The following is a 13,868-nucleotide window of genomic DNA, read 5'->3' on the forward strand; positions in this document are numbered from 1 at the left end:
GTCCAGCACTACGAATAGCGCTACGAAGCGTCCCCGCTACGGCGCCACCCCGCCCCGGCTGGGCGCCGGCTTCAGCTTCGCCGTGTTGTCCACCGCCGGGTGCTCCTTGCCGGCCGGGCCGGCGGCGAAGGCCAGGAGCATGTTGGCCGTCACCTGCTGGGCGAAGGTGTGGGCGGCGGCGTCCATCTTGTCGGTGCAGCCGCCGCTGACCAGCGCGCAGTTCCAGCGCATGGTGCCGGTCGCGAAGACGCCCGCGCCGGAGGGGACCGTGTAGTACGCCGAGTCCGCGTAGGAGGCCTTGCCCTGGCAGGTGATCGGCGAATGGGTGAGGGCCTCGATCGGGTGCGGCGTGGTCGAGTCCGACACCACCCGGTCGTACTCCACGCCGATCAGACCCTTGAACGACTGCCCCGCGTGCGCGTCGGTGCCGGCCAGCAGCCACGACGTCGGGTCGTACACCACCATGTTGGCGTTCGCCGGGTTGCACTCGTAGTACACCCCGGTCAGCACGTTCTCCGGCCGCGGATCCGGCGGGTAGCGCCAGTCCTGCGTCGACTCCTCCGGGTTGGTCACGTGCATCGGGTCCTCGGCCGCGTCCTTGTAGTCCACCTGGATGCGGTCCTTGCCCAGCGGCGAGTCCTGGAAGCGGATGTGCCGGAAGATCGCGTTCGCGCCGAGGAAGGCGAGGTTCGTCCCGGCGTCGCGCGCCTGCGTCAGGGTCTGGCGCATCTGGGTCGAGTAGTACTCGTCGTGGCCCAGCGAGATGATCGCCCGCGCGCCCTGGAACATGCCGGGGTTCTCGTGCAGGTCCAGATCGGTGGCGTACGCGAGCTGCAGGCCATGAGCGGCCGCCAGCTTCTCGGCGAAGACGATCGAGGACTGCTCGTAGGTCTGGAAGCGGTCCGCGCCGGTGGTGTCGTAGGGCCGGTCGAAGGACACGATGCGGGCCCGGTGCGCGTAGTCGTTCCTCGGGCCGCCGCTGTAGAGGTCGTAGCCGCCGTACTCGTTGTACGCCTGCCACGTGGTGACGCCGTTGAGCAGCACCACCTTGCCGGCCGTGGTGGTGGACTTGACGGTGACCGGCACGAACCGCGAGCCCTTCACCTTGCCGCCGACGGCGTCCAGCCGGACCAGGTAGGAGCCCTCCGGCCACCCGCTGGTGGTGACCGTCATCGACGGCTCCCACTTCGTGCTCACCGTGTTCACCTGTGCCTGCACCGTGGCCGCCGGCTGCACCTTGCCTGCGGTCGCCGGGGACTTCCACACCTGCCGGGCCTGTGTCCCGCCGTAGTAGCCGATCCGGAAGGCCGTGGCTGTGAACTGCGGCGCGGTGGTGTTCACATACAGCTTGAAGCTCTGCCCCGAGGTCACCGCGATCTGGTCGGCGTAGCCCTCGATGCCGTGGTCGGCGCCGGAGTCGATGCCGTGGTTCCAGTTGGGCGCCCCGGGCTGCGCGTTCTCCGCCGCGACGTCCAGAGCCCCAGCGGGAGCCCCAGTAGGACCGTCGCCGGAAGCGCCCGGGCTGCTGCTCTGCGCGGCGCCGGGACCTCCGCCGTTGTTCGGGCCCGAATGCTTCGAACCGCCCCCCGAGCACGCCGCGGCCGAGGCCAGGACCAGCACCGCGGTGACGAGCGCTGCCGCCCTGCTTATTCGAGCCTTCACAGGCTCAGTCTTCCTTATATGCGCGATGCAATGCGACGATTCCGCCAGTCAGGTTACGGTGCGCGACCCGCCGCCAGCCCGCGCCGCCGATCACGGCCGCCAGCTCCCGCTGGTCCGGCCAGGCCCGGATGGACTCGGCGAGGTAGACGTAGGCGTCCGGGTTCGAACTCACCTTCGTCGCCACCGCGGGCAGCGCCTTCATCAGGTACTCGATGTACAGCGTGCGCAACGGCGCGACCGTCGGGTGCGAGAACTCGCAGACCACCAGCCGCCCGCCGGGCTTGGTGACGCGCAGCATCTCGCGCAGCGCGCCCTCGGTGTCCTGGACGTTGCGCAGCCCGAAGGAGATGGTCACGGCGTCGAAGACGCCGTCCCGGAACGGCAGCCGGGTGGCGTCGCCGGCGGCGAAGGTCAGGTGCGGCAGGCGGCGCTTGCCGACCTGGAGCATGCCCAGGGAGAAGTCGCAGGAGACGGTCTCGGCCCCGGCGGCGTGGAACGGCTGCGTGCTGGTGCCGGTGCCGGCCGCGAGGTCCAGGACCCGCTGCCCGGGCCCGGCGTCCACCGCCTGGCGCACGGCGCGCCGCCACAGCCGCGTCTGGCCGAGCGCCAGCACGTCGTTGGTCAGGTCGTAGCGCTCGGCCACGCCGTCGAACATGGCGGCGACCTCGTGCGGCTGTTTGTCCAGGGATGCTCGGCTCACGGGGCGATTCTCTCACCCGGGGTCGCCGGAGCCCGTACCGCCTCAGACAGTCCGGTGCACGATCGTGCCGCCGAGCACCGTGGCCACACACGTGCCGTGGTCGATCAGCCGCGTGTGGGGATCGCCGTCACCGTCCGCGCCGCCCGCCACCGAGAACACCGCGAAGTCCGCGCGGACCCCGGGCTCCAGCCGCCCGACCCGGTCCGGCCCCTGGCCGAGCCCGAGCGCGGCCGCGCCGCCGAGCGTCGCCGCCTCCACGATGCGCCGGTCCAGATCGTCCGCGGCGTAGCCCTGGGCCCGGGCCACGGCCTTCAACGCCCGCGCCTCGTCCAGCAGATCGAGCGAGGGCGAGGAGGCGGCTGAGTCGGTACCGATGCCGATCGGCGAGCCCTCGGCCAGATAGGCGGCCACCGGCGGCTCCCCGGCCTCCAGGATCCGGTTCGAGCGCACGCACAACGCCACGGCGGTGCCGCGCTCCCGCAGCAGCGCACGGTCGGACTCGCTGGCATGGACGCCGTGCGCGATGTGGCAGTCGGCGCCGAGCGCGCCGCGCGCGTCGGCCCACTCCACCGGCGTCATGCCGGTACCGCGGTCGAGGATGTCGGAGAAGTCGAGGCCGAACTGCTTGGCGTTGTCGGCGAAGGGGCCGGTGCCGGTCAGCACGTACTCCGATTCCTGCGTGGTCTCGGCGATGTGCGGGTGCAGGCGCTTGCCGCCCCCGTGCGCTATGGCGACGCAGTCCTCGTAGACACCGGTGCTGATGGTGAAGGGCGTGTGCGGCGAGACGCCGCGGACCGGGCCGCCGGCCCCGTCGACCGCCGCCACGAAGTCCGCCCGCTTGCCGGCCGCCCACGAGGCTTCGTCGGCGAAGACCGCCTCGATGTAGGCCACGCCGCGGATCCCGCTGCGCGCGATCGCCGAGAGCACCACCGGCTCGGTCACGATGTCGGCGACCGCCGTGGTCCCGGTCTTCAGATACGCGTGCAGCCCGCGCCGGGTGGACTCCTGCCACATCGCGTCGGTGAACGTCGCCCGGCGCGCGACCATCTGGTGCAGCCACTCGGGGAACGGCAGGCCGGAGGACGCCAGGTCCCCGAAGTCGTAGTACTGCGTGTGCGCGTGGCTGTTGACCAGTCCCGGCGTGAGGATGCCCGGCCAGTCGCGCACGCGCGCCCGCGGGTGCGCCGCGACGAGATCGGCACGGGTACCGACCGCGACGACGCGGTCGTTGTCGACGACGATCGCGCCGTCGGCGATCGGGGCGGAGGTCATGGGCAGGACGAGCGGGGCGGCGTGGAGGGTCAGCACCGTTCGAGGTTAAGGCAAAGCCGCCGGGCCGGTGCGCCATGGCACCGGCCCGACGGCCTGTCGCTTGATCGCAGCCCCTGATCAGACGGATTCAGATCAGATGCAGCTTCGGATCAGACGCGGTTCTGGTGGAAACAGCCTCAGTCGCAGTCGCGGCCGAGCTCCGGCAGCACCTTCGTGTGCTCGATCCGCACCGCCTGCAGGCGCTGCGGGTCCAGGCCGAGCAGGCGCAGGATGGTCGGGGCGATCTGCGTGGTCTCGACCTGCCGGCTGTTCACGCCGCGCGCGCTGACACCCGCGCCGGACACCACGATCGGCACGTCGCGGTCGTCCGCGGCCGCGCCGCCGTGCTCGGCGATCTTGCCCTTGCCGCCGGTGTACACCACGCCGTGCTGCGCGATGCCGAACAGGTCCGGCACCCGGTTGTCGCCCGGCTGCACGTGGAAGTACTGACGGGCCGCGGCGCCGGCGTAGACGGTGGTCAGGCCGCCGTGCGTGAAGGGCTTCGCGGCACCGGTGATGCCGTTGCCCGTGCCGCTCTGCGCGAGCAGGTAGTTCTTGGCGAAGTCCGCCGCGGCCTGGCTGCGGTCGTTCAGCCACAGCAGCATCGCGTCGTCGTCGACGGAGAACGCGACCAGGTCGCCGGCGCCCGGGTGGGCCTTCTTCCACGCCGCGTTCAGACCGTCGAGCAGCGGGCCGTCGTCGATGCGGGTCAGCGCGGCCGGGTTCTTCGGCGACTGGCCGTGCTTGGCCGACAGGATGATGGTGGTGCTCTTGGCCAGGCCGTCCTTCTTCAGCTCGGCGGTGAACCGGCCGACCTCGCTGTTGACGAAGTCCAGCGAACCGGACAGCAGCGGGCCGGGGGTCTGGCCGTCGGCGAGGTAGCCGCCGGCCTGGCCCTCGGAGGTCGGCAGCTTCTCCGCGGTGGAGACGGACTGGAAGTTCAGACCGAAGATCGCCGGGGTGCCGACCTTGGTCTTGCCGCTGTGGTCGTAGCCGTCGATCTCGTTCAGGACGGCCTGGACCTTGTAGTTGTCGTACTGCCGGGTCGCGGCGTTGTCCGTGGTCCAGTCCTGACCCGCGGCCAGCGCCGGGTCCTGGCTGTTGATCTCCGGGGTGAACAGGTCCTGGATGCCGTTGCCCTGCGGGCCGGACAGGATGTCGTAGGCCGCGTGCTTGTCGGACCACGCGGTGCGCAGACCGGCGTCGGCGATCACGTTGAAGATCGTGTTCACCTGAAGGTAGTTGTTCGGGTAGACCGGCTTGCAGGTCTTCGGGTCCACCGGGAGCTTGGCCGGGTTGATCAGGCTCTTGGCGTCGCCGGTCAGGTTCAGGATCGAGTTCGGCAGGCCGGTCAGGCCCTGGCCGGCGTCGATCGAGTCCTTGTTCCAGTCCAGGTCCTCGGTGAGGTCCACCTCGGCGCCCGGCTTGACGCTGCCGTCGCACTTCGTGGTGCCGGCCGGCAGCAGGCCGTGGTTGTAGGTGTCGTCGTAGTAGACGCCGGTGGTGCCCGGGTCGCCGCCGGTGACCTGCGCGGTCATGCCCGGGAAGGAGTCCGACGGGACCGGGGTCGAGGCCGCGGAGTAGTCCACGCCGCCCTTGACCAGCGCGGCCAGCGCCGAGTTCGGGTGCTGCTTCACGTACCAGGCGAGGTCCGACTGGTGCAGGCCGTCCACTGAGATGAGCAGTACGTGCTTCGCCGGAGCGTGCGTCTTGCCGTGCGAGGCTGCCTGGGACGGGGCGGCGGCCAGAACCCCGCCGAGCAGGGCGGTCAGGCCGCCGGCGACGGCGAGCCGGGTGACGGTGCGGGACAAGGCAGGGGCCTCCTCGTGATGCGCGACCAGCCCGGGATGGCCGGTCGCCGCGAGGTATCCTGCGAGGCGAAGGTGGCCGCAGGCCGCACCGGTGGCTGAACAGCGTCCCAACGGAGCGCCGCCAGACGATGACCGGGGCGACAAACGCCGGACACCGGGTTTGACAGAGGCCTGATCAGCCGAGTCCGTGCGCTGCCAGAGCCGCCGCGAGGTCCTCCGGACGCCGGGTCGGCGCCAGCCACAAAGTGCTCTCCCGCGCCTCGTACCGCCGCGAGAACGAGGCGACGTTCAGATAGTTGCCGAAGTACCGCCGGGGCCGCGGCGGCCGAGCCTGAACGCCGGTGAGCTCGCCGAGCTCGACGACCAGCACAGCGCGGGCGAACGGCGGGACCAGTACGCCGGCGGCGAGCGTGTAGTGCGAGTGGCCGCGCGGGACGCCCCAGTACCGGTTGGCGCTGAAGATCCGGCGGGCCTTCAGCATGGCGTCGACCAACCCCGCGCTGGTCTCGATCCGCGCCGACCGCACGACGGCCCACGGGGCCTGATACGAGTCGGGGCCGCCGTCGAGCGCCCCGACCCGGATTCCCGCGTCGTCCATCACGATCCCGGTGCGGCGGTTCCGCCACAGCAGGCTGATATAGGCGATGAACGGCGGACACAGGGGTACGGCGACCACGGCGACGAACCACACCGGGTCCACCGCGACGCCGAGCACCGCCCCGGCCAGCATCAGCACGGCCGGGACGACACCTCCGGCCGCGATCAGGGGCCAGGTCAAGGCGGCGCGGGTCTCCCGGTACTCGGCCGTCGCGGGAGCACTCACCAGGCGCCGGTGGCCAGGAGCCGGGTGAGCAGGCCGCGCAGGCCTTCGGCATCCACCAGCACGACGTCGTCCGGGTTCCGCGGATCGCCCTTGAACAGCCGGACCCGCGCCGACGCGCCGGCGCCGATGACCGAGAGCCCGGCTTCGGTGACCGGCTTGCCGTCGTTGTGCTTGAACCGGCGGACGGTGTACGGATACGTCCCGTCCTTGTCCTGCCGGGGCACCAGGGCCACCTCGGCCAGGATGCCGACGGCCGCGGCCTCGGAGACCAGGCGATAGCGCGTCATCCAGCCCAGCGGGCCCAGGTTCTTGAGGTGCTTGTACGCCCCCGGCGGCAGCGCCACCGGCTCCTCGACCACGACGCCGCGCACCGGCTGCTCGATGTCGCCGACCGCGAAGAACTGCAGGCAGCGCGTCTGCCGGCCCTCGACCTCGGTCGCCGCCACATAGGTCGGCCGCTCGCACGCCGCCAGAACGATGCCCAGTTCCGGCGACACGCTCCAGGCCGACACGCCGGGCCCCTCGGGGGCGTCGTCCAGCAGCAGACCGCGCTCGCGCAGGGTCGCCAGGTTCGCGTCCATGGCCTTCGTCCGGCGCTTCTCGCCGAACTCGTTCCAGGCCTGGACGACCTCTTGCTCGAACAGCGCCTGCTTCGGGCCGCCCAACACACAGCGTTCCATCGCCGACAGCACGGCCAGATCGACCGTCTCCCCGGCCGCGGCCCGCTCGAAGAGCCGGACCGCCGCCGCCTCGCGTTCCCGCGGTGTCATCAATGCCTCGGTGTCCATGTCGTCCTCGTGCCGCCGCTAGAAGATGCTGGTGACGGCGTGCCACGCCGACTTCGCCGCATGGCCGACGTCCTTGGCCCCGGTCACGACGCCGTGCGCGACGTCCTTCGCCGCGACGACAGTACCGTGGCCGACCGCGTTGCAGACGTTGGTGAACGGCTTCCAGTGGTGGTACAGGAAATTGCCCGCCAGGTACAGGCCGGTGCCGATCATCACGACCTCGCCGGCCACCGGGATCTCGTCCATCATCAGGTTGGCCGCGATCAGTCCGCCGTTGATGCCGGCCGCGCCGCGGTCCACCCAGCCCATGGCGCCCTTGTCCGGCGGCCACACGACGGTGAGGCCGTCGGCCAGCAGGCCCAGCCCGCTCAGCCCGGCGCTCAGGCCCCGGATGCCGACGATGCCGCGCGCGGCCAGCGACAGCCAGCCCGGGGAGAAGGCCTCGAAGGCGTCGATCTCGCCGCCGGCCCGCTCGGCCAGCTGCGCCGCCTCGATCAGGGCCTCGACGGCGGACTTGCCCTCGGCCTTGAGGCCCTCGGCGGCCTCGACCGCCTCGTCCACGCCCTTGACCCACTCGGAGGGCTGGCCGGCGACCTCCTTGAGCATGTCGATCCACTTGTCGGCGGCCACGATGTCCAGCGGCGACAGGATGCCCTCGAGGATGATGCGGTAGGGCTCGATCTGCTCGGAGAAGGGCTTGCTCTCCTCCTCGCCGGAGCCCTTCTTCGCCGCCTCGTTGTAGCGGTCGTTGAGCTCGTGCGCCTTCGCCTGGACGCCGGAGGCGGCGGTCTGCGCGTCGGAGACGTCCTGCTGCTTCAGGTGCCCCGGGCCGGCCTTCTCCTGCTGGGCGGAAGCGAGGTCGGCGGCGGCGCCCTTCGCCTGGTTCTCCAGCGTGGCGGCCTCGGACTGGAACCCGGAGAGCTGGCCCACCCAGGCCTTGGAGGCGTCGGCCATCTTCTGCGCGTCGTCGATGACCGACTGCAGCGCCGGGATCACCTTCTGGAAGACCTCGACCTCGGTGCGCTGCGCCGCGTCGCCCTGCCAGGGCCCGGTGTCGATCCCCTTGAGCAGGGTCATGATCGAGTTCAGTTCGGTGATCGCGGCGTCGTGCTTGCGGGCCAGGGTCTGGGTGCCCGCGACGTCCCCCGGCGTCGGGTCCCAGCCCAGGTTCGGCATCGGCCGGGCGTGCGCGCTCACGCGATCACCCGGTGGCCGCCCGCGCTGTGCGCGAGGTTCCGGTCAGCGGCGTCGAACGTGGTGCCCACGTCCTTCACCTTGCCGGCCAGGTCGTTCACACAGATCGCGAGCAGGCCCACCCGGCCGCCGAGGTTCTCCTGCATCTTGGTGATGCCCTCGATCAGCGGATCGGCGCCGACCACGTCGACGTCGTTCCCCTGCACCGACTTGCTCAGCGTCTGCATCCGTGTGGCCGCCTGGTTGAGCGCCGACACGATGGCGCTCAGCGTGGCGTCGTCCAGCTTCAACGTCCCTGACATGACCCACCCCCCGTCGCAGGCGAACCTGCGCGATAGTCGTGTGCCCCCCGGCTTTATCCGGGACAACGTAGCCAGATAACCCCGTCGTCCACAAGCACACTGATGATACCCGCGGGGCTCAGTTCACCTTGCGCTCCCGTCCCTCCCAGTACGGTTCGCGCAGTTTGAACTTCTGCAGCTTGCCGGTCGCGGTGCGCGGCAGCGACTCCCGGAACTCCACGGTCGTCGGCGCCTTGTAGCCGGCGATCAGCCCCTTGCAGTGCTTGATCACCTCGGCCTCGGTGGTGGCCCGCGAGGAGTGGTCCTCCTTCAGGACAACCAGGGCCTTGATGGTCTCGCCCCACTTCTCGTCCGGCACGCCGATCACCGCGCACTCGGCGATCCCCGGGTGCTTGTAGAGCGCGTCCTCGACCTCGATGGAGGACACGTTCTCGCCGCCGGTGATGATGACGTCCTTCTTGCGGTCGGAGATGGTCAGGTAGCCGTCGCCGCTGATCGCGCCGCCGTCGCCGGTGTGGAACCAGTCCTCGGCCAGCGCCCGCGCGGACTCCTCGGGCTGCTGCCAGTAGCCCTGGAGCACCACGTTGGAGCGCACCAGGACCTCGCCCTCGTCGTCGGTGACCATGCGGGTGCCGAGCGAGGGGACGCCGGCGCGCATCAGGTTCTGCGCGCGCTCCAGGCTCGACAGGCCGTCCCACTCCTTCCGGGTCCGGTTCACGGTGACCAGCGGGGCGGTCTCGGTCAGACCGTAGATCTGGTTGAACTGCCAGCCCAGCACGTCCTCGACCTGCTGGATCACGGTGCTCGGCGGCGGCGCGCCGGCCACGACCACCCGGACCCGGTCCCGGCCGGGGATCTCGCCGTCCCACTCCTCGGCCGCCGCCAGCACCATGGCGATGACGGTCGGGGCGCCGTTCAGGAGCGTGACGCCGTGCTGCTCGATCCGCCGCAGGATCTCGGCCCCGTCGACCTTGCGCAGCACGATCTGCTCGGCGCCGAGGCCGGTCACGACGTAGGGCATGCCCCAGCCGTTGGCGTGGAACATCGGCAGCGTGTGCAGGTAGACGTCCCGGTCGCTGACGCCCAGGTGCAGACCCATAAGGACGGCGTTCAGCCAGATGTTGCGGTGTGTCAGCTGCACGCCCTTCGGCCGCGCGGTGGTGCCCGAGGTGTAGTTGATGGTCGCGGTGTCGTTCTCGCCGACGGCGTGCCGCACCGGCTCGTGGTCGCCCTCGAAGAACAGCGCGTCGGTCTCCGCGCCGATGACGAAGCGGTGCCGCGCCGTCACGCCCTTGAGCGCGTCGTCGACCTCGGGGTCGACGAGCAGCACTTCCGCCCCGCTGTGCTCGACGATGTAGGCGACCTCGTCGGCCCGCAGCCGGAAGTTCACCGGGACCAGGACCCGCCCGTATCCGCTCACTCCGAAGAACGAGGTCAGCAGGCGCGCGGAGTTGTGCGACACCACCGCCACCCGCGCCCCCGCGCCGACGCCCAACCGGTCCAACGCCGCCGCCTGCGCCCGCGCCCGCCGGGCGATGTCCTTGTAGGTGAGGGTGCCCCAGGACGGCGCGGGCTGGTCGGGCTCGTCGACGACCGCGGCACGGTCACCGTAGACGGCTTCTGCGCGGTCCAGGAAGTCGGAGACAGTGAGGGGAATCTGCATCCCCTCACTGTCTTACTTCCGAGTAGCTCTGCATAGAGGCTGCTCGGCGTGTCGCCGAACTGATCGGGATCAGCGAGCGGTCGGCTACCGCACGTCCACCAGCTTCAGCTCCGGATGCGCCGTCCCGCCCTCGATCGCCGTCGAGGCGATGTGGCTCATCACGTGGTCGTCGACCGGGTCGTTCGCCGGGTCGTCGTGCACGGTGATCAGCTCGTAGGTGGTGCTGCGCTGGGCCGGGACGCGGCCGGCGGCGCGGATCAGGTGGATCAGCTCCATGCGGTTGGAGCGGTGCTTGGCGCCGGCGGAGGAGACCACGTTCTCCTCCAGCATCACCGAGCCCAGGTCGTCGGCGCCGTAGTGCAGGGAGAGCTGGCCGGCCTCCTTGCCGACGGTGAGCCAGGAGCCCTGGATGTGCGCGACGTTGTGCAGGTACAGCCGGGCGACGGCGATCAGGCGCAGGTACTCGAACATCGTGGCCTGCGTCTGGCCCTTGAGCTTGTTGTTCTCCGGCTGGTACGTGTACGGGATGAAGGCGCGGAAGCCGCCGGTGCGGTCCTGCACGTCGCGGATCATGCGCAGGTGCTCGATGCGCTCGGCGTTGGTCTCGCCGGTGCCCATCAGCATCGTGGAGGTGCTCTCCAGGCCGAGGCCGTGGGCGGTCTCCATGATCTCCAGCCAGCGCTCGCCGGACTCCTTCAGCGGCGCGATGGCGTTGCGGGGACGGGCCGGCAGGAGCTCGGCGCCGGCGCCGGCGAAGGAGTCCAGGCCCGACTCCTTCAGGCGGGTGATGGCCTCCTCGATGGTGACGCCGGAGACCTTGGCCATGTGCTGCACCTCGGAGGCACCGAGGGAGTGGATGACCAGCTGCGGGAACTCGGCCTTGATGGCGCGGAAGTTCTCCTCGTAGTACTCGACCCCGTAGTCCGGGTGGTGGCCGCCCTGGAACATGATCTGCGTTCCGCCGAGGGACACGGTCTCCGCGCAGCGGCGCAGGATGTCCTCCAGCGGACGGGTCCACACGTTGTCCGACTTCGGCGCCGCGTAGAACGCGCAGAACTTGCACGCCGTGACGCAGGCGTTGGTGTAGTTGATGTTCCGCTCGATGATGTACGTGGCGATCTCGCCGTGCTCGCCGTAGACGCCGGAGTAGCGCTTGCGGCGCGCATTGTCCGCGGCGGTACCCAGCGAGTGCAAAGGCGCGTGGCGGTACAGTTCCAGCGCTTCCTCGTACTCGATCCGACCACCGTCCGCGGCCCGGTCGAGGGCGTCTTGGAGCTCCGCGGAGATCTGCTTGCTCATCGGGCGTGCCCTTCGTCCGGGATCTTAAGTGCCTCTCCAGGGTACTTCGGAGCTTCAGTGCGGGAACTGTCTGGGTATCCGCCGCTCGGCGAGGCCGTCGCGGAAGGCCCCGATGATCGTGGTGATCTGTCCGAAGGTCCGAGTACCTTCCAACTGCGGCAAGTAGAGGTGCCGAGCAGCGAGTCCTTCGACGGTGACTGTGAAGTACATCGCCATGAGCGGGTTCACAAAAAGCACACTGTTGTGTGTGCGTTGTGTGAAGTGGACATTCCCGGACACGCCGAGCATCGCCGAGGCGATCTGGCCGTGCACGATCGAGGGCCGCATAGGGGTGTTCTCCTGCGCGTACGCGACAGCGTCGAGGTAGAGCGAGCCCTCGCGGCTGGAGCGCGGGATGGAGAACGCGCCGAGGTAGGCGCCGTCGGCGTCCAGGTCGGACAGGTTCTCCAGCACCTGCACGTGGTTCACGCCGTGGTACGCGTCGATCCCGAAGCCGACGCTGACAACCAGCCGCACCGGCACCTCGTCCAGCCCGGCCACGACGGCCAGGCTCAGCATGTCCTCCTCCGGCGTCCCCAGCCCGGCCTCGTCCCCGCGCATCAGGATGTCGGTCCCGCCGTCGACCAGCACGATCGCGTCGAGGTCCAGGTGCGCGATCAGGGCCCGATACGCCGCGCGCAGCGGCTCGACCCCGGTCCGCTGAAAGGAGTAGACCGTCGAGGGCTCGCCCACGGTCTTCAACCAGCGCGCCAGGGTGCGCTCCGGGAAGTACTCGGCGAACCCGCCGCTGGCCGGCGTGATGGCCGCGACGTCGGGCGCCAGCCACGCGTCCAGGCTGAAGCCGGAGGAGACGAAGGTCAGGCTGCCGAGGAAGACCTCGGCGCCGCGCTCCCGCAGCGCCAGGGCCAGGGGGAGTCCGCCGAAGACGTCGAACCCGCCGCCGGCCCCGGCGATCAGGACGCGGCGGGAGTCGGCGAGGGCGGAGAACAGCGGCAGCTCGCGCAGGCTGGTGGTCATGGCAGAGGACGATAACCGCGGGCTGAGGACTGTGCGCTGCGATTCCCGCCCCCGCGCCGTCCGGTGCTACTTGTCCCCGGCCCGGAAGATCATGCAGGTCGACGTGGCACTGGCGTACAGCTTCCCGTTCCCGTCCACGATCCGCGCCTCGGCCAGCGCGGTACGCCGCCCCATGTGCGTCACCGTGCCGATGCACTGCACCTGGCCGGTGTCCTTGGTCATGCCGCGCAGGAACTTCACCGACAGGTCGAGCGAGGTGTAGAAGTCGCCGGCCGGCAGCAGCGACTGCACCGCGCAGCCGCAGGCGGAGTCCAGCAGAGTCGCGAAGACACCGCCGTGCACCGACCCGATCGGGTTGTAGTGGTGCTCGGCCGGGGTCATGGTGAAGACCACGCGGCCCTCCGCGACGTCACTGAGCCCGTCGAAGCCCAACGTCTCCGAGATCGGCGGCTTGGGTATCCGCCCCTCGGCCATGGCCCGCAGGTACTCCACGCCGGACAGGCCCGCGCCCTCGGCGAAGGAGGCCATCGGGTCGTCCCAGCTGTAGGTGCGGCTGCGTTCGGCCTCCGCGTCGGCGCTGGTGTTCTCGACACCCTCGATGCCGTCCATGGTCTCGGTCATGGCCGCGTACCTCCCGGGTGCGAGTGGACTGGACAGTTAGCTACTACTGAGTAACAACGAGTTTAGTCCACGCGCGGTTCCCGAGCGGAGGTGGGATGTCCAGTGAGCAAATGTGTACACAAGTTGCGAGATATGCGCGATTCAGTACCATGAATCCATGAGTGACGCCTACCCGATGACCACGGCCCGCGCCAACTTCGGCAACCTGGTCCGCCGCACCGCCAACGGCCGTGAGCGGATCGCCATCACCGACCACGGACACACGGCGGCGATACTGATCAACCCGAGCGAGCTCGCTGAGATCGAAGAAGCGCTCGCTGTGGCACAGTACAAACTTCGCCGGGCCAACGGCACGCCTGACACTCCGGTGCCGCACGACGAAGTCCTCCGGCTGCTCGGGCTGCCGCCGGAATGACCTGGTCGATCATCTGGGAGCCTCGCGCTGTCGCCGCGGCTTCCCGCTTCCTCGACGACGACTCGGAGGGCCTGAAGCAGGTTCTCGCGGCTGCGGGCCTTCTTCGCTCCGAGCCTCGTCCCGAAGGGTCCGCGCCATACGGCTCACCGGACCTTCGCCGCATCCGCATCGGCTGGTATCGCATGGTCTACGAGATCGATGAGACAGCCGCCACCATCACTGTCATCCACCTCGGCCGCGTCGAATAACCCCCCTCGGCGCC

The 13,868-nt window shown here is 70.2% G+C and carries 14 protein-coding genes; 2 read left to right on the forward strand and 12 right to left on the reverse strand.

The window, feature by feature from the left end:
• Positions 1 to 36: 36 nt before the first annotated feature.
• The 12 genes from ABH926_RS02365 to ABH926_RS02420 form a co-directional block, all read right to left on the reverse strand.
• Positions 37 to 1,662, reverse strand: coding sequence for a N,N-dimethylformamidase beta subunit family domain-containing protein (locus ABH926_RS02365; protein ID WP_370363555.1), 1,626 nt, complete (start codon positions 1,660 to 1,662; stop codon positions 37 to 39).
• A gap of 4 nt (positions 1,663 to 1,666) precedes the next feature.
• On the reverse strand, positions 1,667 to 2,362 hold the full coding sequence (locus ABH926_RS02370) for a demethylmenaquinone methyltransferase (protein ID WP_370363556.1): 696 nt from the start codon (positions 2,360 to 2,362) through the stop codon (positions 1,667 to 1,669).
• 42 nt (positions 2,363 to 2,404) lie between these two features.
• The gene (locus ABH926_RS02375) at positions 2,405 to 3,670 is read right to left on the reverse strand and encodes an amidohydrolase family protein (RefSeq protein ID WP_370363557.1); all 1,266 of its coding nucleotides are present in this window, start codon (positions 3,668 to 3,670) and stop codon (positions 2,405 to 2,407) included.
• Positions 3,671 to 3,810: 140 nt separating this feature from the next.
• On the reverse strand, positions 3,811 to 5,484 hold the full coding sequence (locus ABH926_RS02380) for an alkaline phosphatase family protein (protein ID WP_370363558.1): 1,674 nt from the start codon (positions 5,482 to 5,484) through the stop codon (positions 3,811 to 3,813).
• A 175-nt stretch (positions 5,485 to 5,659) separates the two neighbouring features.
• Positions 5,660 to 6,307 (reverse strand): hypothetical protein, encoded by a 648-nt coding sequence (locus ABH926_RS02385; RefSeq protein WP_370363559.1) that lies wholly within the window; start codon positions 6,305 to 6,307, stop codon positions 5,660 to 5,662.
• Positions 6,304 to 7,095 carry a hypothetical protein gene (locus ABH926_RS02390; RefSeq protein WP_370363560.1) on the reverse strand — a complete coding sequence of 264 codons (792 nt, stop codon included), beginning with the start codon at positions 7,093 to 7,095 and terminating at the stop codon, positions 6,304 to 6,306. Before ABH926_RS02390 ends, ABH926_RS02385 begins: the two co-directional genes overlap by 4 nt.
• Before the next feature lie 18 nt (positions 7,096 to 7,113).
• A complete protein-coding gene (locus ABH926_RS02395) occupies positions 7,114 to 8,292 on the reverse strand; it encodes a hypothetical protein (RefSeq protein ID WP_370363561.1) in 1,179 nt (392 codons plus the stop codon).
• Positions 8,289 to 8,591 (reverse strand): hypothetical protein, encoded by a 303-nt coding sequence (locus ABH926_RS02400; protein WP_370363562.1) that lies wholly within the window; start codon positions 8,589 to 8,591, stop codon positions 8,289 to 8,291. Before ABH926_RS02400 ends, ABH926_RS02395 begins: the two co-directional genes overlap by 4 nt.
• Before the next feature lie 118 nt (positions 8,592 to 8,709).
• Positions 8,710 to 10,254 carry an AMP-binding protein gene (locus ABH926_RS02405; protein ID WP_370363563.1) on the reverse strand — a complete coding sequence of 515 codons (1,545 nt, stop codon included), beginning with the start codon at positions 10,252 to 10,254 and terminating at the stop codon, positions 8,710 to 8,712.
• Between the two features lie 84 nt (positions 10,255 to 10,338).
• Positions 10,339 to 11,553, reverse strand: a complete 1,215-nt coding sequence (mqnC, locus tag ABH926_RS02410; RefSeq protein WP_370363564.1) for a cyclic dehypoxanthinyl futalosine synthase — start codon at positions 11,551 to 11,553, stop codon at positions 10,339 to 10,341.
• 54 nt (positions 11,554 to 11,607) lie between these two features.
• Positions 11,608 to 12,570 (reverse strand): DUF1152 domain-containing protein, encoded by a 963-nt coding sequence (locus ABH926_RS02415; RefSeq protein WP_370363565.1) that lies wholly within the window; start codon positions 12,568 to 12,570, stop codon positions 11,608 to 11,610.
• Between the two features lie 66 nt (positions 12,571 to 12,636).
• The gene (locus ABH926_RS02420; RefSeq protein ID WP_370363566.1) at positions 12,637 to 13,191 is read right to left on the reverse strand and encodes a PaaI family thioesterase; all 555 of its coding nucleotides are present in this window, start codon (positions 13,189 to 13,191) and stop codon (positions 12,637 to 12,639) included.
• A 157-nt stretch (positions 13,192 to 13,348) separates the two neighbouring features.
• Between ABH926_RS02420 and ABH926_RS02425 the strand changes: the two genes are divergently transcribed.
• A complete protein-coding gene (locus tag ABH926_RS02425) occupies positions 13,349 to 13,606 on the forward strand; it encodes a type II toxin-antitoxin system Phd/YefM family antitoxin (protein ID WP_370363567.1) in 258 nt (85 codons plus the stop codon).
• Complete coding sequence (locus ABH926_RS02430; protein ID WP_370363568.1) at positions 13,603 to 13,854, forward strand: type II toxin-antitoxin system RelE/ParE family toxin; 252 nt, start codon at positions 13,603 to 13,605, stop codon at positions 13,852 to 13,854. Before ABH926_RS02425 ends, ABH926_RS02430 begins: the two co-directional genes overlap by 4 nt.
• The last annotated feature ends 14 nt before the right edge of the window (positions 13,855 to 13,868 follow it).

It is taken from the genome of Catenulispora sp. GP43, assembly GCF_041260665.1.
Classification (GTDB): Bacteria; Actinomycetota; Actinomycetes; order Streptomycetales; family Catenulisporaceae; genus Catenulispora.